Annotated in this window: 17 protein-coding genes and 4 pseudogenes; 11 read left to right on the top strand and 10 right to left on the bottom strand. The window is 59.1% G+C overall.

The genetic code is table 11. The annotated features are described in order from the left end of the window. Positions 1-18: 18 nt before the first annotated feature. A complete protein-coding gene (gene tnpC, locus QEO92_RS14555) occupies positions 19-1,638 on the top strand; it encodes an IS66 family transposase (RefSeq protein ID WP_227703531.1) in 1,620 nt (539 codons plus the stop codon). A 157-nt stretch (positions 1,639-1,795) separates the two neighbouring features. Here the strand turns inward: tnpC (QEO92_RS14555) and QEO92_RS14550 are convergent, their stop codons facing one another. From QEO92_RS14550 to QEO92_RS14525, 6 genes and pseudogenes are all read right to left on the bottom strand, one after another. Next, positions 1,796-2,095: a helix-turn-helix domain-containing protein gene (locus tag QEO92_RS14550; protein WP_210058099.1), complete on the bottom strand. Its 300-nt coding sequence runs from the start codon at positions 2,093-2,095 to the stop codon at positions 1,796-1,798. Positions 2,096-2,161: 66 nt separating this feature from the next. After that, positions 2,162-3,037 carry a glycine betaine ABC transporter substrate-binding protein gene (locus tag QEO92_RS14545; protein ID WP_227703530.1) on the bottom strand — a complete coding sequence of 292 codons (876 nt, stop codon included), beginning with the start codon at positions 3,035-3,037 and terminating at the stop codon, positions 2,162-2,164. 63 nt (positions 3,038-3,100) lie between these two features. Then, the gene (locus QEO92_RS14540) at positions 3,101-3,982 is read right to left on the bottom strand and encodes an ABC transporter permease (protein ID WP_227703529.1); all 882 of its coding nucleotides are present in this window, start codon (positions 3,980-3,982) and stop codon (positions 3,101-3,103) included. A gap of 23 nt (positions 3,983-4,005) precedes the next feature. Further along, positions 4,006-5,238, bottom strand: coding sequence for a glycine betaine/L-proline ABC transporter ATP-binding protein ProV (gene proV / locus QEO92_RS14535; RefSeq protein WP_227703528.1), 1,233 nt, complete (start codon positions 5,236-5,238; stop codon positions 4,006-4,008). Between the two features lie 617 nt (positions 5,239-5,855). Further along, positions 5,856-6,184 (bottom strand): annotated as a pseudogene (locus QEO92_RS14530) (response regulator). A gap of 146 nt (positions 6,185-6,330) precedes the next feature. Beyond that, positions 6,331-7,434 (bottom strand): annotated as a pseudogene (locus QEO92_RS14525) (IS1380 family transposase); the annotation flags it as partial. A 118-nt stretch (positions 7,435-7,552) separates the two neighbouring features. Here QEO92_RS14525 and tnpA point away from each other — a divergent pair. The 3 genes from tnpA to tnpC (QEO92_RS14510) are packed head-to-tail and all read left to right on the top strand — an operon-like array spanning position 7,553 to position 9,938. Continuing rightward, positions 7,553-7,951 (top strand): IS66-like element accessory protein TnpA, encoded by a 399-nt coding sequence (gene tnpA, locus QEO92_RS14520; RefSeq protein WP_227703527.1) that lies wholly within the window; start codon positions 7,553-7,555, stop codon positions 7,949-7,951. Further along, the gene (gene tnpB / locus QEO92_RS14515; protein ID WP_210058911.1) at positions 7,951-8,304 is read left to right on the top strand and encodes an IS66 family insertion sequence element accessory protein TnpB; all 354 of its coding nucleotides are present in this window, start codon (positions 7,951-7,953) and stop codon (positions 8,302-8,304) included. Before tnpA ends, tnpB begins: the two co-directional genes overlap by 1 nt. Positions 8,305-8,357: 53 nt before the next feature. Further along, positions 8,358-9,938 carry an IS66 family transposase gene (tnpC, locus tag QEO92_RS14510; protein WP_227703526.1) on the top strand — a complete coding sequence of 527 codons (1,581 nt, stop codon included), beginning with the start codon at positions 8,358-8,360 and terminating at the stop codon, positions 9,936-9,938. Between the two features lie 52 nt (positions 9,939-9,990). Here the strand turns inward: tnpC (QEO92_RS14510) and QEO92_RS14505 are convergent. After that, positions 9,991-10,302 (bottom strand): annotated as a pseudogene (locus tag QEO92_RS14505) (transposase); the annotation flags it as partial. Between the two features lie 234 nt (positions 10,303-10,536). After that, positions 10,537-11,589, bottom strand: coding sequence for a sensor histidine kinase (locus QEO92_RS14500; RefSeq protein ID WP_227703525.1), 1,053 nt, complete (start codon positions 11,587-11,589; stop codon positions 10,537-10,539). A 538-nt stretch (positions 11,590-12,127) separates the two neighbouring features. Between QEO92_RS14500 and QEO92_RS14495 the strand changes: the two genes are divergently transcribed. From QEO92_RS14495 to QEO92_RS14465, 7 genes are all read left to right on the top strand, one after another. Then, positions 12,128-12,532 carry an OsmC family protein gene (locus tag QEO92_RS14495; RefSeq protein WP_227703524.1) on the top strand — a complete coding sequence of 135 codons (405 nt, stop codon included), beginning with the start codon at positions 12,128-12,130 and terminating at the stop codon, positions 12,530-12,532. Further along, complete coding sequence (locus QEO92_RS14490; RefSeq protein ID WP_227703523.1) at positions 12,529-13,224, top strand: VIT1/CCC1 transporter family protein; 696 nt, start codon at positions 12,529-12,531, stop codon at positions 13,222-13,224. Before QEO92_RS14495 ends, QEO92_RS14490 begins: the two co-directional genes overlap by 4 nt. A 267-nt stretch (positions 13,225-13,491) precedes the next feature. Further along, positions 13,492-13,695 (top strand): CsbD family protein, encoded by a 204-nt coding sequence (locus QEO92_RS14485; RefSeq protein ID WP_210058084.1) that lies wholly within the window; start codon positions 13,492-13,494, stop codon positions 13,693-13,695. 256 nt (positions 13,696-13,951) lie between these two features. Next, positions 13,952-14,116, top strand: coding sequence for a DUF3309 family protein (locus tag QEO92_RS14480; protein ID WP_210058083.1), 165 nt, complete (start codon positions 13,952-13,954; stop codon positions 14,114-14,116). Positions 14,117-14,471: 355 nt separating this feature from the next. After that, positions 14,472-14,930, top strand: coding sequence for a cupin domain-containing protein (locus QEO92_RS14475; protein WP_227703522.1), 459 nt, complete (start codon positions 14,472-14,474; stop codon positions 14,928-14,930). Between the two features lie 372 nt (positions 14,931-15,302). Then, positions 15,303-16,553 carry a diguanylate cyclase gene (locus QEO92_RS14470; RefSeq protein WP_227703521.1) on the top strand — a complete coding sequence of 417 codons (1,251 nt, stop codon included), beginning with the start codon at positions 15,303-15,305 and terminating at the stop codon, positions 16,551-16,553. Between the two features lie 340 nt (positions 16,554-16,893). Continuing rightward, entirely contained in the window at positions 16,894-17,451 is a 558-nt protein-coding gene (locus tag QEO92_RS14465; RefSeq protein WP_227703520.1) for an HPF/RaiA family ribosome-associated protein, read from the top strand. Between the two features lie 45 nt (positions 17,452-17,496). On the opposite strand, the gene QEO92_RS14460 is transcribed toward QEO92_RS14465, so the two are convergent. Both QEO92_RS14460 and QEO92_RS14455 read right to left on the bottom strand, forming a co-directional pair. Beyond that, positions 17,497-17,703, bottom strand: coding sequence for a ChaB family protein (locus QEO92_RS14460; RefSeq protein ID WP_227703519.1), 207 nt, complete (start codon positions 17,701-17,703; stop codon positions 17,497-17,499). Between the two features lie 794 nt (positions 17,704-18,497). Then, a pseudogene (locus QEO92_RS14455) lies at positions 18,498-18,747 on the bottom strand (ISNCY family transposase); the annotation flags it as partial. Positions 18,748-18,749 lie beyond the last annotated feature (2 nt).

The following is an 18,749-nucleotide window of genomic DNA, read 5'->3' as shown; positions in this document are numbered from 1 at the left end:
TGTGCTCTAATCCTTCCCATGGATTTGCCCCCTCACGACCTGCCGGACGACGTTGACGCGCTGAAAGCGATGGTTCTCGCGCTGGCGCGCGAGCAGGCTGCGAAAGAAGTCCGGCTGAAGGCCGCTGAAGCTGAGATCGCGCGGCTGGAGGCGGTGGAGAAGAGTGCCAACGAGCGGATTGCCAACCTCACATCGATCCTGAAGGTTCTGCAGCGCACCCAACATGGCACCCGTTCCGAGCGATTGCGGCTTGGCGTCAACGACGAACAGGTGTCCTTTGCCTTCGAGGAAGTCGAGACCGGCCTTTCGGCAATCCAGAGCGAGCTTGATCATGCGGCCAAAGACAAGCCGAAACGAGCACCACGTCCGCGCAAGGGTTTTGCCGCTCATCTCGAACGCATCGAGGAAGTGATCGAGCCGGAGATCCCGGCCGGCTGCGAGGGGCTGGAAAAGGTCCTGATCGGTGAGGATCGCTCGGAACGACTGGATGTCGTGCCGCCGAAGTTCCGGGTCATCGTGACGCGTCGCCCCAAATATGCCTTCCGGGGCAACGATGGCGTGCTCCAGGCTTTGGCACCGGCACACATCATCGAAAGTGGCCTGCCGACGGAGCGGCTGCTCGCCTATATCGCCGTCTCCAAATACGCCGACGGCCTTCCGCTCTACCGGCAGGAGGCAATCTATCTACGCGACGGTGTCGAGATCAGCCGATCACTGATGGCCCAATGGATGGGGCATCTGGGCTTCGAACTGCAGATATGCGCCGACTACATCCTTGAGCGCGTCAAGGAGGGCGAAAGGGTCTTCGCCGACGAAACGACCTTGCCCACTCTTGCGCCCGGTTCGGGGAAAACGACGAAGGCCTGGCTTTGGGCTTATGCTCGCGATGATAGACCCTATGGCGGAACCAGCCCGCCGATGGTGGCCTATCGGTTTGAGGACAGCAGGGGCGCTGATTGCGTGGCGCGTCATCTCGCCGGATTTGGCGGCATCCTGCAGGTAGACGGCTACTCGGCCTATACCAATCTCGCCAAGACGCGTGCCAAGGCCGGCAGCAATGAAACGATCCGGCTCGCAGGGTGCTGGGCGCATCTACGCCGCAAGTTTTACGACCTCCACATCAGTGGTGTCTCAAAGGCTGCAACGGACACGATCATCGCGATGATCGAGCTGTGGCGCATTGAGGATGAGGTCCGCGGTCGGGATGCCGACAGCCGTTCCATGCTGCGTCAGGAAAAATCTGTAACCATCGTCTCCGGCCTCTTTGATCTTTGGGAAAAGGAACTGGGCAAGGTCTCTGGCAAGTCCAAGACCGCCGAAGCGATCCGCTACGCGCTCACCCGGCGCGAAGCACTGGAGCGCTTCCTGACGGACGGCCGGATCGAAATTGACTCCAATATCGTCGAGCGCGCGATCAGGCCCCAAACAATTACGAGAAAGAACAGTCTATTCGCCGGCAGCGAGGGTGGTGGACGCACTTGGGCGACGGTCGCCACCCTCTTGCAGACAGCCAAGATGAACAACGTCGATCCGCTTGACTGGCTCTCCCAGACCTTGAACCGCATCGCTCAAGGCTGGCCCGTATCTGAAATCGAGGCGCTCATGCCCTGGAACTTCAAGTCCCACGCCATCGGCTGACCGCTTACGGGCAATCAGCGCCGTGAAAAACGCGTAGGGATCACGGCCGCGCCGCCCATGTTCAAGACGCGCCCTTTCAGCGAGCTTTTGCAGGTGCATAAAACGCATCACCTGAAAAGAAAACAATGATGACTGATGCCCCTTTTGAGTCTGCAGCTCAGTGCAGCAGGTATCTCTCACCGGCTTCGTCGAAGCTCAAGTCTTCCCAAACTGGGCCTGTTCCCCTTCCGCTGAGCAACCATGCGAGACTCACCTTTAGGGCTCCAGCGATCCTGTCGAGGAGGTTGGCTCTTGGGTCTGACCGGTCATTTTCCCAGTTCTGCCAGGTTTCTGATGTGACCCCGACAATCCGGGATGCGTCTTCGATCGACATGTTCAGTGCGTCGCGCGCGAGCGAGATTCGCCCGCCGATTGTATCGTCCGTGGCAAATGCCGAAACGATCTGTCCATCGTACATTGTCAAACTTCCCTAAATGTGAAGCGGGCTTCGCAAACGCTTTCGCCGCGAAGCCCCGTGAATGGCTTAGCCTTCGTCCTTGCCCAGCCAGACCTTGACCTGATCCGGATGGTCCGTGATGTATTTCTCGACCGCCTTGTCGTAGGAGGTCTCCTGGGCGTTGAACATCGCGCTTTCGAGATCAGGGAGCGGCAGCTTCATGCGTGACAGGAAGTCGGCGACTTTCGGGTTGTCCTCCTTGAAGCCCTTGCGCGCCAGAACGTCGACATGCTCCGCTTCACCGAGAGATTTCTTCGGGTCGTCGATGTAGCGCAGCTCGTATTTGCCGAACATCCAGTGCGGGCTCCAGGAGGTTGCCACGAACCATCCTTCCGAACGCATGGCGCGATCGACGGTGGTCAGCATTCCTGCCTCGCTGGAAATCTGCAGCTTATAATCGTCCAGGCCGTAGTCCTTGATCGCCTTTTCGGACAGGCGGGTCAGTCCTGCACCCGGATCGATGCCCTCGATACGCCCTTTCAGCCTCTCCTGGACGTCAGCCTTCTTCAGGTCCTCGATCGAGCCGATCGCATCTTCCGGAATGTATTTCGGGACGACCCAGCCAAGCTTTGCACCATCATAGACGGTGCCAAGCGTTTCGACCTTGTCCTTGATCTTGGCGAAATAATCGGCGTGGGTCTGCGGCAGCCAGGCCATCATCATGGCGTCGAGGTCACCGCGGCTGACGCCCTGATAAAGGGGGGCGACGTCCGTCTGGACGAGTTCGACCTCCTGACCAAGCTCGTCCTTGATGAGCTTGGCTGCAAGCTTGGTGACGAATTCCGCATCCGACCATGCCGCCCAGCCGATTTTGACCGGCTTGGCGTCCTGCGCCATCGTTGCCGTCGTCACGCTGCCAAACAAAACGGCCGCGAGGCTCATTGTAACGAGTGTCTTGAACATAACTGCTCCTTTTTTGAAGGTTCGCATTCGGCGGCATGTGGGCCGCCATGGTTCAGCACGAGATCAGGTGGCAGCTTGTGCTGCCTCCTGTCGTGCTGTTTTCTGGAAAAGCACGCGCCAGATACCCGCGCCCTCTCTTCCGAGGCTCTGCGTGATCCGGTCGAGGATCACGGCCAGAATGACGACGGCGATACCGCCCTCGAAGCCGGTACCGACGTCGAGCCGCTGGATACCGGTCAAAACCGTGTTGCCGATGCCGCCGGCGCCGATCATCGAGGCGATGACCACCATCGACAGCGACAGCATGATCGTCTGGTTGATGCCGGCCATGATCGAGGGCATGGCGTTCGGCAACTGCACCTTGAACAGAAGCTGGGACGCCGTGCAGCCGAAGGCGTTGCCGGCTTCGATGAATTCGACATGCACCTGCCGGATGCCGAGATTGGTCAGCCGGACGACCGGCGGCATGGAAAAGATGACCGTTGCGATCGTGCCGGGCACCGCGCCAAGGCCGAAAAACATCGCCGCCGGAATAAGATACACGAAGGCTGGCATGGTCTGCATCAGATCGAGCACCGGCCTTACCATGGTTGCGACCCGATCGCTGCGCGCCATGGCAATGCCTAAGGGCAGGCCGATGAGCATCGCGACCAGGGTTGAGGCAATCACAAGCGACAGCGTTTCCATCATCGCCGACCAGAGCTGCATGTGCTCCACCAGCCAAAGCGACAGGCCGGTAAAGACGGCAAAACCCAATCCGACGCGCCACAGCGAAAGGATGACGAAAATCGCAAGACCGACCGGCATGGGAGTAGCCAGAAGGGCATCCTGTATGCCGTTCGTCACCAGACCGATCGCCGCCGCAATGAAATCGAGCAGGGGACCAAAGTTGTCGAGGATGTAATTGACGGCGCTGTCGACGCCGTCGCCGATATCGAAAGTCATCTGTCTGTCCGTTTTTTTAAGGGTCAGCTTGCGCGGTCGAGCGTTTCGAGAAGAGCCGACTTGCTGATGGAACCGACATAGCGGTTTTCGTCATCGACCACGGGCACGGGCCAGGAACTGCCTGCAACCTTGCCTAAAACGTTCGACAACGGTTCGCTGGCAGGGATAGGCTCGACGTCGGAAAGAAAGGCGCTCCGATAAGGATCGGCAGCTTTTAAACGGATCTTCTCGACGAGCGATGCCTGGCTTACGATGCCGTGGTAGGTTTTGTCCCGACCGACGATGATCGCGAATTCCCGGTCGAAGTTCTTCATCCGCTCCAATGCCGCCGCCGCAGAGACGCCCTGGCGCTCGATCAGCGTGACTTGGGTCTTGCGGGCGATATCTCCCGCTCTGAACACCCGCGAAACGTCGACGTTGCGGAAAAAGGAGCGGACGTAATCGTTTGCCGGGTTGAGGACGATCTCGTCCGGCGTACCCACCTGAACGACATTGCCGCTTTGCATGATGCAGATGCGGTCGCCGATGCGCATCGCTTCGTCGAGGTCGTGGCTGACGAAAACGATCGTGCGGCTGTGTTCTGCCTGGAGGCGGACCAGCTCATCTTGCATTTCCGTGCGGATCAGGGGATCGAGGGCGGAAAACGCCTCGTCCATCAAAAGGATCGTCGGTTCGCTTGCAAGCGCCCGCGCCAATCCGACGCGCTGCTTCATGCCGCCGGAGAGCTGATCCGGCCGGCTTTCGCTGTAACCGTCAAGCCCGACAGCCTTGAGCGCTGCGAGCGCCTTTTTTCTCCGCTCGGCTTCGCCGACACCAGCGACCTCGAGACCAAAGGCGGCATTGTTGAGAACATTGCGGTTCGGCAGCAGCGCAAACGACTGGAAAACCATGCTGATGTCGCGTCGGCGCAATTCGATCAATTCGCGGCGCGACATGCGGGTAATATCCCGGCCATCGATTTCAATCTTGCCGGATGTTGGCTCGATCAAGCGGTTGAGCAAGCGCAAAAGTGTGGATTTTCCGGAGCCGGAAAGGCCCATGATGACGAAAATCTCGCCGGCCTTGATCTCGAAGCTGGCATCGTTGACGCCGATCGAGCACCCCGTCTCGGCCAGGATTTCCGATTTGCTTTTGCCCCGCTTCAGCAGGTCGAGCGCCTTTTCAGGCCGCTCGCCAAAAACCTTATAAACATTCTTAATACTGATCTTGGTCGAAGCCGGCTCAGCCGACGCGTCATTTTCAGTTGCAAAAGCCATTTTGAAATAAGCCCCGGCTCAACAGCGGAGGCGCTCTCCTTAAGTTAAGGCTCGACATCCGGAGAATATAGGGCTCCGCAGGGCGAGTATTCGTTGGATTCTTCGATAGCGGCACATGCGCCATCATCTGTTTTTCGAATATCTCCCCCTGTTTCCGGAATAATTCCAAAGGAGAGACATGGCCGAAGATTAAGGAATGCTCAAGTCTGGAAGGCCCAGTGCATTCCCGTGGCGAAGACGAGCGCTTTTTTAAGGTGATGAATCTCAGATGTCCATACAAAAATCCGAATTCTCCGATTGGCCATTTTAAATGATTGAAAGAAAAGCATTTCGATTGTTCAGCTCGGTGCGCAATTCGCCCGGCGAATGTTGTCCATGTGCAGACGGTCGCCGGTTAAAAACTGAGGACCTTGCCTGACCACTGGCGGAAAGCATTCCAAGCCGCCAGACCGGCGTCAGCATGGCCGACTTCTCTAATCGGCGGGTCAAGCAAGCGTCTTTTGCGCTTTTTCCTACCCGAGACAAAATGGACATCGTCGTCCGCAGTCGGCCCGAAGCTGCCATTGATCAACCAGGTGTCGAGCCTATTTCTTGTGACCTGGTTTGACGGGGCTAATTCATGAAATAGGGAAGTGCGGATGCTCGCGCGAAAGCAGTTGCAATGCCATCGGTGATGGTGAATTCGTCGTAGGGCTTTGAAAAGAACCGACTCCCGCCCGGCAGTATGCTTTCTTCGAGAATGGCAGCACCGGATGCGACGATCAGCTTCACGGGCGGCCACCTATCGCGGATGTAGTGGGACAATTTGATACCGTCCATTGTTCCCGGCATCTGAACATCGGTGAACACCTTAATCGATGTCGGCTCTCGACTGAAGGATGCGAATTGCCTCGTCGGCATCGCCAGCCTGCGCTTCGTAGCCCGCCGACAGCACTAGCCCGCATATCTCACAGCGCCTGTGGCGTTGGTTGACGTTGGACTGTTGGCGGCGGTGGGGGCCAGGCTCGCCGCCGAAGACGCGCGCGGCCGTCGCCGCGATGTGGGGCGTTTTGTCTGGGCCGGTGATGTATCCTTTTTCGTTGTTGGGTGGGTTCAGGTCCGGCGGCATCCTGGGGCCGCAGCGCATATTCGGGCATGAGCCAGAGCAAACTCCTCGGCATAGGGGCAGGCCGAAGCCATCGCCACCTTGATGCGGCGGACTGAGACGCGGACCTGCGCGCCGATCTTCAACAGCTTCAATCGGATCGTGCCGCAGGTGGCATCGGCAAGCCGGGTATGAGCGAGGCCGAGGCGGCGTAGCGCACCGATCAATACATAGGCCAACGACGCAAACCAGAGCCGCAACTGATTGGCGCGCATGGTGTGGGCGCTGGTGCGGTCGGCATAGAGATCGAGCTGGCATTCTTTGATGCGGTTCTCCATGTCGCCGCGCGCGCAGTAAAGTTCCTCGTAAAGCGGTTGTGCCGCCCAGCATTCCGCTTCCAGCGAGGTGACGACGAAGCGAGGATTGGGGGCGGCCATCGTCCATTCGGCCTTGGCGACGACCCGCCGTCGCCGTGACCAGCTGTCCTTCGTCGACCACAGGAAGTCGCGGAAGACGCGGGCCGCCTGGCCGCTTGTCCCGGCTTCCAGACGCGCTTCCTCCAGGGCTTCGGCGATCTGCTTTTCCAGCCGCTTGTTGCGGGCAAGACCAAAGACATAGTCGACGTTGCTGGTCTCGCACCAGTCCATCAGTTCGTCGCGGGCAAAGCCAGAATCGGCGCGCAGAACGATGCGCACGCCAGGCCAGCGCGTGCGGATCTGCTGAACGATCCGCCCGACCTCCTCGACTGCGCCGGCGCTGGCGTCGATGTTGGAGCGCCGCAGCTTGGCCGAAAGCAGATGTCGGCCGCAAAAGATGTAGAGCGGCAGATAGCAATAGCCGTCATAATAGCCGTGGAAGAACCGCCCTTCCTGATGGCCGTGCAGCGGATCATCGGTGGCGTCGAGGTCGAGCACGATCTCCTCTGGCGGCCTGTCGTGTGCATCCAGGAACAGCTCCACGAACAGCGCTTCCAGAGCCCCGGCGTCATAGGCGATCTTGTGATAGCGCGTTGGCGCGCCGGGGCGGCCGTGCTCCAGCCGGTTCAAGGTGGATTTGCCGGCAAGGACTGTACAGTCTTGCCGCTTCGGCGTCAGCTGCTCCGACGTAAGCGCGCAAAAGACCGCACCTTTTCATTGATGCCGTGGTGATCGAGTCTGTGTCCATAGCGGGACTATGGACACAGTGGACACGATGGCATCGAGTGAGGTTGGAATTTCGGGGCGGCTTAGGGTGGTCAGGATTCTGAGCAACGGGAAGCGGCGGTATGATCCGGTTGATAAGGATCGTTTGATCGATGCTGCGCTTGAACCGGGTGCGTCGATAGCAGGGCTTGCATTGGCGCACGGGATCAACGCCAATCAGTTGCAGAACTGGATCAGGCTTCGTCAGCGGCGGCAGGGTTCCGAAAAAGCATCTGCGGTGGTGGCGAGCGTTGCAGCGTCAGCCTTCGTTGAGGTGGTTGAGGCGACGGCTGTTATATGCCCGCCGGAGCCGCCCTCTTTGCCCTCTCAGCAGAAATTGGCCCGTATACGCTTGACGGCATTGCTTCCGAACGGCGTGCGGTTTGAGCTTGAAGGTGCTGATATGCAGGCTCTGTCAGCGATGATCCCAGCGTTGGGAGCATTGTGATGTTCCGGCTGGCCGACAATCTGCGTGTCTATCTTCACCGGGACCCTATCGACTTTCGTGCCGGGATCAACGGCCTGGCGATTTTGGTCGAGCAGAATATGGGCCACAATCCGTTCGAGCGTGCGGTGTTCGCCTTCTGCAATCGCCGCCGCACTCGGATGAAGCTTTTGTTCTTCGACCGCTCGGGCTTTGTACTCGTATTGAAAGCTCTGTCGGAAGACAGGTTCCGCTGGCCCCGTCGGGAGGAAAAGGTGCTGGCGCTCGACGCCGAGCAATTGCACTGGCTTCTCGATGGCATCGATCTCGATGCCATGATCCGCCACCCGGTTCGGCAATATGAATATGTCGGGTGAATTCGGTATGCGGGCCAGTTGACGCAGGGAAGCGGTTCAGATTCAAAAATGCGATGAATCCAACCGGCATTCCTGACGTTGCGGAATTGATGGCGCAAATCGCCGCGCTTCAGGCGGCCAACCGTCAGCTCGCCGAGCGCGTCGTCAAGCTTGAGGAAGAACTGGCGCTCGCCCGCTTGCATCGGTTTGCACCGCGTAGCGAAAAGCATGTGGATCGCATCTTCAACGAAGCTGAGCAGAGCACCGTTGATGGAAACGACGAGGACCGCGATCTCGATGACGAGGCGGATAGCGTCGATCTTCCAGACACGGGATTGCCGCAGGCCGAACAGCCGGAACGCAGGAAATCGGGCCGCAAGCCACTGCCTGCGAACCTGCCGCGCCAGCGCGTCGACTATGATCTTGCCGACGATCAGAAAGCCTGCCCGTGCTGTAGCCATCAGATGCATCGCATGGGCGAGTTGGTGACCGAGCAGCTTCATATCGAGATCAAGGCCACGATTTTGCAGAATGCGCGGGCCAAATACGCGTGTCGCCACTGCGACCGCACCGGGATCAAGACGCCAGTTGTGATCGCGCCGATGCCGAAGCAGCCCTTGCCCGGCAGCATCGCCACGGCCTCGACGCTGGCCTTCGCGCTCGTCCATAAATATGTCGATGGCACACCGCTCTACCGTCTGGCGCAGGCCTTCGAGCGTGCGGGCGTTCCCGTCAGCCGTGGCGCTCTCGGCCATTGGGTCATCGGGTCGAGCGAGAACCATCTCGTTCGTATCTATGACGCGCTGAAACTGCGGCTCCGGTCCCAGCCCCTCATCCATGGCGACGAGACCACGGTGCAAGTCCTGAAGGAAAAGGACAGGAAAGCGACCGACGAGTCTTACATGTGGGCATATCGAAGCAGCCAGGACAGCGACGAGCCGATTGTGTTGTTTGATTATCAGCCCGGTCGTGGGCAGGTGCATCCGCAGACCTTCCTTGGCGACTATCGCGGCATCCTCATGACCGACGGCTATCAGGCCTGGCGGACATTGAAGAAGGCCACCCATATCGGATGCATGGCCCATGCCCGGCGGCGCTTTGTCAATGCTCTCAAGGTCAGGGAAAAGCCAGGAGGGCCACCGGCGCAGGCCCTCAAGTTCTTCGACCAGCTTTACCGGATTGAACGGCAGGCACGGGACGAAAAGCCGGATGATGGCGAAACGCAGCCTGACCACATGCGCCGCTTTCGCCAGAAACACAGCGTCCCGGTCCTGGCCGCTCTCAAAGCATGGCTCGACGACATCGCGCCGAAGGTCGTACCCGACACCAAACTTGGCGATGCCGTCTCCTATACGCTCAACCAATGGGAATATCTGACGCGCTACACCGACGATGGCCGAATGCCGATAGACAACAATTTATTGGAACGCGACATCAGAGTTTTTGCAACTGGCAGAAAGAGTTGGCTCTTCTCAGACACAGTAGACGGGGCCAAGGCCAGCGCCGTCATCTACAGCCTGATGTTGACATGTCGTGCCTGCGGTGTCGAGCCATTCGCCTGGCTCAAGCACGTCCTCACCGAACTGCCGCAGCGGCCGGACGAGGACGACATCGACGACCTCATGCCATTCAACTTCAAAACACAGGCTGCCTGATCCGCAGTCCCTTCACCTCCATTGACGACCACGCGCGCCGAAATGAGCGCTTACGCTCCGACAGCAGCGCAAGCACCGGGTCGTGGCGCAGCGTGTCGTGATCATCGACATCCTCGTAGCCCAGCGCGATCGCCGCAATGCGCTGCCCGACCAGCGTGCGCGTGCTGTGGACCGTGCACTTGCGATCGCGGCCATCAACGAAGCAGGCGGCCACCCGGTCGAACAGCCCGATGGCCGCATCGACGTGGCGAAGCAGCAGCGCACCGGCAACCGAGGTGATCGCGCCGCCGTCAAAACCAGCGACGACTTTGTGGCCGTCGAAGCCTTTAAATTCCAACTGCGCGGAGATACAGTCTGTTTGCATCGGGGCTCCGTTACGAATCTGATAAGCCTTTGTAGCAAAAGCAGTTTCTCAGATTCGCGGCCCCGATGCACCCCTTACTTTGAGAGATTCGGGCTAGATCGACGGAACCCATTCGTATCATCGGACTGTCTTCCACGACCAGGACAACCGGTTTGCCGTTCTTCATTGTTCACTCGATGCATGAGGGGTGAGCCGCTAGGTTCCGAAGTAAATTTCCTGAATAGCGTTCGGTTCCTACACCGCTGACGACAGGTCGTTTTCGAGGTCAGTGGTTTCCCTATGGCTGATCGTGACCACGGTACCTGGACCTGCGTCACTCAACTCAATTTTGCCGTCCAGGTTCTTCACGAGCGCTTCCACGATACCAGTCCCTAGTCCGGCTTTGGGTGCATCGTTACCTGCGGGCATGCCGATACCGTTGTCCGCAACGGAAAGCGTCCAGTCGCTACCGGACGATCGATAATCGATCGCGATCTTGCCTATTCCCTTGTCTGGAAAGGCATGCTTGAGGGCGTTGATTACGAGTTCGGTTACGATTAGGCCCAGGCTCACGGAAACATCAGCGTCCACGACACTGTCATCGACCGTCACTTTGATCGATAGCCGCTCAGGGTCAGCTATCATCGACGCGCCGAGGCTTCGGGATAGCTGAGTAAAGTAGGCGCGCAGCTCAACCGTGCCCCCAAGAGACGTTGAGAGTTGCTGCTGCAGGGCTGCGATTGACATCACCCGGTGATGTGCGTTGTGAAGATGCCCGCGCGCTTCGTCCGACTGAACCCGACGTGCGCTTTGCATTAGAACGCTTGCAATGATCTGCAGGCTATTTGCGACCCTGTGCTGGACCTCCTGCAGCAGGATGGCTTTATCACGGATCAAGTCATCTTTGAGCCGGGCTTCGGCGCGGGCGTCGGTTACGTCGGCTATGGCAAGGAGCAAGCGAATATGTTCGAGGTCGCCGTCGTCGAGTGTTCGCGCATTAAGGACCAACTGGCGGGTCTTCTTGCCTGGTCGCTTGAGGTCTATTTCGTAAGCCTCGATGTTCGCACTTCCCGAAGCAGTGGCCCTGAGAAGTGACTCAAGCCTGGGCATCGCCCATTCCCCAGCTCCAAGATCGCTGAGCCGCATACCGGGGACTGACGCTGGGTCGATCTCGAAGGCCCGGCAGAACGATGCACTCGCTGCGATGACCTTCAGATCGTCGGACAGGAAAAGCAATGGTTCGATGGATGATACCACCACCGCAAGAGTGCTGGCCGCTTCGAGATGCACTGGAGGCGTCTGTAGCATGAAATGGCCCTCATGGACCGAAGACTCACGGAGCAAGTCATGACTCGGCAGGCGTGCCGAAAAGCCGGAATGAGCAAATTCGACAATACCACTATAACACGCATGGACGTTATGGTTGCATCCAAATATCCCATGGGAACCATGCTGGTGTCGCGGGGCACCGCACCCGTGGCCCGGCTGGCGGAGATGTGGCTGAATGGCCGCCTTCCGGCTGGACGAGTGTCGCAGGCACTGCAAATCGCGGCGACGCTGTCCCGCCTTTCGAGCATATTGCCTCACCGCGTGGCCGAACGCCTCACGCACTTGTGGTTTGACGCGACCCCAACGGCGCGTACCCCGCATCGAGCCTAGGCAAAGGCGCGCCGCCCGCTGAGTTGCTTGTCTGCCCGATCGGGATTCGCGCCGCAGGGCTTGCGAGCGCGGCCTCGATCGAGCGACATCGTTCTGCTTCTTGATCAGGGTCAAGCGGGTCCCAGTATCGCGTGGTAGGGTGCCAGTCGCCGGCCATCTGTCACGCTCATCGAAGGGGAAAGCCCACATGCTGGAATACCGGATTACGGCCCGCAGAATCGACGCAGAAGGCAGTGTGGCCAATGCCAAGATGGCGGAAGTCAAGCTGGATACCGGGCTGGCGGGTTCTCCCGATGCCTTCAACCCGGCCGAATTGCTGCTGGCGGCGATCGCCGCATGCATGATCAAAGGCATCGAGCGCGTGACACCCATCCTGGACTTCAGGTTTTCCGGCGTCGAGGTCAGCCTGCACGCGATCCGGCAGGATGCGCCTCCAAGGATAGTTTCGGTTGACTATGAACTTGTTGTCGATACCGACGAGAGCGATCAGCGACTGGAACTGCTGCACCAGAACGTCCGGAAATACGGCACGATCTCGAACACGATCGCCGCGGCGGCACGCCTCGATGGCACGATCAGCAGGAAATCATGAGCCGTCTGCATCGGGAAAACCACCTCGTGTCGCGCATCGGCTGGCTTCGGGCAGCTGTGCTGGGCGCGAATGATGGCATCGTGTCGACAGCAAGCCTGATCATGGGTGTCGCCACGGCCGCCGCCAATACCCAACAAATCCTGGTGGCTGGCGTTGCCGGTCTCGTCGCAGGCGCGATGTCCATGGCCGCCGGTGAATACGTGTCGGTGAGTTCGCAGGCGGACGCTGAGCAGGCCGATCTCGCGCGGGAGCGGCTGGAACTGGAGACGTTTCCGGAAGCCGAGCTTGAGGAACTGACACAGATTTACGTCAAACGTGGGCTTACTCCAGAATTGGCGGGACAGGTTGCAGTGCAGTTGACTGCCAACGACGCCCTCGACGCGCATTCGCGTGACGAACTCGGCGTCGTCGAACATATGGTTGCCCGGCCGATCGAGGCGGCGTTGACCTCGGCTGCCACCTTCGCGGTCGGGGCCGCAATGCCCCTGCTCATGGTCGTACTCTCGCCCCCCTCGATGCTGATCTACTCCGTTGCAATCGCGTCGTTGCTGTTTCTTGCCCTGCTTGGCGCAATCGGAGCGAAGGCTGGCGGTGCGCATATCCTCAAAGCCACTGCCCGCGTTACCTTCTGGGGCGCATTTGCAATGGCGCTGACCGCGGGAATCGGCGCGCTGGTGGGGACGGCGGTCTGAGGCGAAGGCCGCCAGTTCAACGCGACCTGATCAGGGGCATGATTGAAAGCTGTGCAATCAAAGGCTCGGACAGTCGGCGGTATCTTTGAAGCAAGGATGGCCTCTACCAGGGATTGTATGTGGCTTGAACCCTGCACGTTGAAGAAGCGGGAATAATTCCCGCTTCTTCAACAGAAAGTCGCGACTAAACTTGATCTGAAACAAGGCGGTATTCGGGGCAGGGTGGAGGATGACTTCGACGGCATGAAGCCGTAAAGGGAGATTGCAATGGACTGGAACCGTGTCGAAGGCAATTGGAAGCAAATCAAGGGCAAGGCAAAGGAACAGTGGGGCAAGCTCACGGACGATGATCTGGACGTGATCTCCGGGCGTCGTGATCAGTTGGAGGGAAAGATTCAGGAGCGGTATGGCTACGCGAAAGACCAGGCGCAAAAGGAAATCGACGACTGGTACAACTCGCAGAAGTGGTGATCGATTAGGTCAATCCCTGCTAACCCACTGCGCTCTGGCAGGGCGGGCCGTCGCTGGATACCTATTCACGGGGGAACGCGCATGAATCGCAACATACTTTACTTAATCATCGGCGCGCTCGTTGTGGTCGTAACCGCGCTAAGTTATTTTTACTATCAGGAACAAAAGACCACCAGTGGTGTGGATATCACTGTGGATGACCAGGGACTTTCAATTCGAAAGAAATAGTAACTTCTTTCATCGGAAAGGACAGAATATGTCTATTGGCTTGATCTTAATAATTCTGCTCGTCATCTTCTTGGCGGGAGGCTTTTCAGGCCGCTTCGGCGGCTACGGGTACGGCTATGGACATGGTGGGGTGGGCGTGATCGGTATCATACTCATCGTTCTCATCGTGCTTCTCCTGATGGGCCGCATTTAGAAACTCGTGTGACGCGCGAGATGGTACGGACGGTAAGCGGCGCATTCCCGGAGTTTGGAAGCGGACATACTTGACCGGAATCTGCGCCGTGGCGTCAGAAATTTGCGGAAGGCAGCACGCCTGGGAACTGTTTCAGGTTCGTAATGATTGGCGGGAGCTCGGAGCATTGAAGCCAAGTCCACAGCCGTTGGCCTACGAGGGCGCGCATCTCTATTTCCGAATCGAAATAGACAGCCTGACAGGACGGCAGGCGATTTCAGCTTGACGTAGGCAGGGCTTCCCGGACAGCCAACGGTGAGGTCTCAGAGAGCCGACTAGGAAGTGAACCGCCGCAATCTCAAGGAGGCAATCAACCATGGCCAACACTACTGACAAGATCAAAGACATTGGGCCGCAGCCGCAATCGTTCGACATCGAACGCGCGACGAAGGCAAATACAAACTACCGTTGTGTCGCCTGGAGCGGGCGTTATCTGCAAGTGACATTGATGTCGATCCCCGTCGGCGGCGACATCGGCCTTGAAGTGCATCCGGAGACCGATCAGTTTCTGCGCCTCGACGCTGGCCGCGGCCGAGTGCAGATGGGGGTAGCGAAGGACGAACTGACCTTTGATAAAGAAGTTTCAGAGGGCTGGTGCGTCCTGGTTCCAGCGGGGACCTGGCACAACATTACCAATATTGGGGCGACGCCAATGCAGGTTTACGCGATCTATGCTCCGGCCCACCACGCCCCCGGGAAAGTGCATCCTACGGCGGCAGCCGCTTCTTCCGACAAGAATGACGAGCCAGCAAGCTGGTCAACGCAGCCAATATAGCTCCAGTTAAACAAGCATGACCAGGCTGTTGGAGGGGGCGGTGCCATGTCCGCTATTGTGGGTTTCGGATGCCGGTTATCCACGTGTTGGCCTGGCGCCGGGCCGGCGCCCGAAAGCCTCCAGAGAAAGAACCCGCGGGATGGAGAGGGCAGTTTTCCGGTCTATGGGGATTTGTGGTTTGCGTTGGGTGCTGGTCGGCCGACTTGATGCGGCTGACAGGTGGCATCGATCCTATTGACGTTTGTGCCAGCCTCGTCGGCGCCGAGCATGCTGTGGCATGGTCGTTGCAGGGCGGTCGATTTTGGTGTGTTTGGTTGCGCCGTTTGATGCGGGCGCACGAAGTCACGCTTCCGGGTCATGGCACGCGGTCCGATGGAGGAGACGCTCCTTGGCAGCAATATCTCTGCGCACGAACTGTTTGCCCATCACCTCAAGGTAAGGACTGTTGGCGCCTATGATTATCAGTCACCCGTCGATGGGAAAGTTCGAATTGGCGGCTTCTATCAAAGCGGACGCACGGGCATCGTCGTGCTTGCCGCGGCCTCCGAACGGGGAGTTTTCCTGGAGTGGACGGGAACCGCCAAGGCCCGCTGGTTCTACGTCGCCGTCTTGCTGGCCGGGACGAGCCTGGCGGCAATGCATTGGCGCCATCAACTGAGGTTGCGCCGGGAGAGTGAAGCGCAGCTGGCGGCGCGAGAAGCAGAATTTCGTTTGCTGGCGGAATCGTCCAGCGACGTCATTGCACGTTTCGACGAGGCCGGCATCAGGGAGTATGTTTCTCCGTCTTCAACGCAGATTTTGGGTATCGAACCTCAAAGGCTCATCGGGAAAAGTGTGTTTGCCGGAATGGCGGAGGATGCTGAAGCAACAGTGCGCTCTGCAGCCGAACGACTGCAGGACGGCTCGACGCAGGAGAAGTCCCTCATCAAGCATACCAGGCCGGATGGCGAGGAGGTCTGGCTTGAGACGGCGTTGAGCAAGTTGCCGGCTCGCGAAAAGGCAGTCGCGACCCGGGTTGTTGCGATCACGCGTGACGTTACACAACACAAGAAGAAGCAGGACGAACTGGACGTTCTGGCCAATACCGACGAGTTGACGAAGCTTGCCAATCGGCGCTTCTTCAACACCCGCTTTGGGGAAATGATGCAGCGCGCCTGCCGGAACTGCACGCCACTTTCTCTCCTGATGATCGACGCCGACCGTTTCAAGCAGTTTAACGATACCTATGGCCATGCCGCCGGGGACGAATGCCTCAGGCAGATTGGCGCTGTCGTGCGCAATTGCGTCAAACGGCCCGGCGATATCGTCGCCCGTTATGGCGGTGAGGAACTCGCGGTTCTGCTTTCCGACACCGATATCCAAGGGGCATGGACTGTCGCAGAAAGAACTCGCCTGCAAGTGCGCGGGCTGGCGCTGGCTCACGAAGGCAACCCGCCCGCTGGTCATGTCACGGTCAGTATCGGACTGGCCACTTTGCCACCAGAAGCGTCAGCCGACGTCACCACGCACGCCCTGTTCAGCGAGGCCGATGCCGCGCTCTACCGTGTAAAGAATGCTGGACGCAATCAGGTTGTCTGTGGAGAGCAATCCTACATGAAAACCAATTCGGGGACTGCGTCATAAAATTCCGGTAGGCGCTCGGTCATCAAACCATTCGACGGCTCCCGTGATTAAGGCGGACAACCTCCAGGACGACATTTTGCGGGGACGAGAACCCCTGTGCCGAAACCGGTGGTCAGGCCGGGCAAGAAAGGCTGCGTCTCGTCCCTCTTCCTGCAATGTTCATCTCCGCGCCTGGGGCCGAAGACGTCGTTTTGATTGGCGTCAATGTCGTGTGAAAGCCCGGCGCTAGAAATACAGACAGCAAGTCACCTGCTGTGCAGGTCGCGAGGCGATAGCCCGCCACGGGGACAAACGCTGCCCTCGAAGCCGGAGCGGAAAATCGGCGAAGGAGAGATGAACCATGGAAACACCAGTCGAAATCGCCAGTCACGGAGCGGAAATCTCACCCGCTGTTCAGGCTGCCCTGAAAGATCATGTGAGCGAACTTGAAACACGCTTCGGGCGGATTACCGATTGCCGTGTCGTCGTCACCGGGCCAGGCAAGCGACATCGCACAGGCGGCCTTTATGATGTGCGCATCCATCTAACCTTGCCGAATGGCCGGGAAGTCGCCGTCGACCACATCGATCACGGCGACGAGCGCCATTCCGATCTGAACTTTGCCATCAATGATGCGTTCAAGCGCGCGAGGCGGCAATTGCAGGACGAGGCAAGGAAGCTTCAAGGGGAGGTGAAATACCACGAGCCGCAGCCGTCAGGCACGATCGCGCGGATCGATCATGCGGGCGCCTTCGGCTTCATTGCAACGTCCGATGGCCGTGAGATCTACTTCCATCGCAATAGCGTCATAGGCGGACGTTTTGATGACCTGGAAAAGGGGATGCACGTCACGTTCGTGGAAGAACAAGGAACCAAGGGTGACCAGGCCAGCACCGTGAGGTTCATGGGCAAGAGATAGACGGGACGCCGAAACGATCCAAGCAGCCTCGACAACGGGTGCATCTCAACGGGGTGTCCATCTATCGCCGATCTTGACATAGGAGCGCTTGACGGCGGCCCATGCAATCCGGTGTGCGACCTCTTCCTGACGCGGATCGCCGGCATGCGCCTTGAACGCGTGATTGAAGGCCTCGCGGTATATATCCTGAGCATGTTGAGGCAAGGCGTGCCGAACCGATGGTGGTAAATCCGAATTCGTCGCGTAAGGCATATTGGCTCCAATCGGGCTCTCAGCCTCCCCAGCCGCCGGGAGGGGTGAAATTGTCCAAACCAAGCTCACGACGAGTGCGATGCTCTTCAATTTTGAAAGGCGATTGGGTTCGCCTGGCGGTGGGATAGGTATTATAGGACGGCGCTGCTCTTCGTTCCTGTCGCAATTCAACCGGCCATGGTGCCGCACGCTTCGAACCCTGAACTGCCCCGCTCGGGGTAGCACGCAGCCACAAGCGCGAGCACGGCGGACCCTACTATCCTCCGACCAAGGTTGAAATCGATCCTGCATTGCTTGGACAGGAGATGGTGCGACAGTCGAGGAGACGAGCCCGGCAGCAGGGCCTCGGTCACGAGCAGTCTCTCCGCTCGCGTCCAGCGTCGTGGCTCCGGCCGACGACCACGTGCGGGCGCATATCAGGCCGGTCGGTCAACGGGGGGCGGTTTGCTCCTCGATCGCGGCGGGGCGCTGTTCCTCATCGTTGGCTTCCTGGGCTTCGGCATAATGCTCGCATTCAAGCCGGGCGTGTTTGCGATGTAACCCGACATCGCCGTCAGTTGCAAATGCAATCCTGGGCTGAGCATGCATTCCTGCGCAATATAGCTGATGCCTGTCCATAAACGCCTGTTTTCTGGTTTGTAAGAGGTGTTTTTCCCTCTGCAGCGTGTTTTTCCGGCCGTATGGCGGCACCGGGCTTCTAGGTTTTGGCCAGAGGGCGGTTTGGCCGCAATACGGTCGTGACGTGTCGGCCGGCGCTCGCGGCCTGCTCGCTGAACGCGGCGTCATGACCGGCGTCAGGTCGGCCTGAGGCGGGCGAAGCGGGCGAGATTGTAGGCGACCACCGAGGACCAGACGTAGGTCTCGAAGTGGCCTGGCCCGCGCCAGGTGCCGCGGGCCAGGCCATAGGTCCGCTTCAGGCAGAAGATGCCGGCTTCGATGCCGGCCCGGAAGTTTCTGAGCTTGCGATCCAGCCAGCGGCTTCTGACCGTATCTTCGATCCGGAGGCCGCTTCTTATGGAAGGCCATGTCGTGGGCATCCCAAGCCG

It is taken from the genome of Neorhizobium petrolearium, from assembly GCF_029854435.1.
GTDB lineage: Bacteria > Pseudomonadota > Alphaproteobacteria > Rhizobiales > Rhizobiaceae > Neorhizobium > Neorhizobium petrolearium.
Note: the sequence above shows the minus strand (reverse complement) of the source record. Positions and strands in the feature narration are given on the sequence as shown.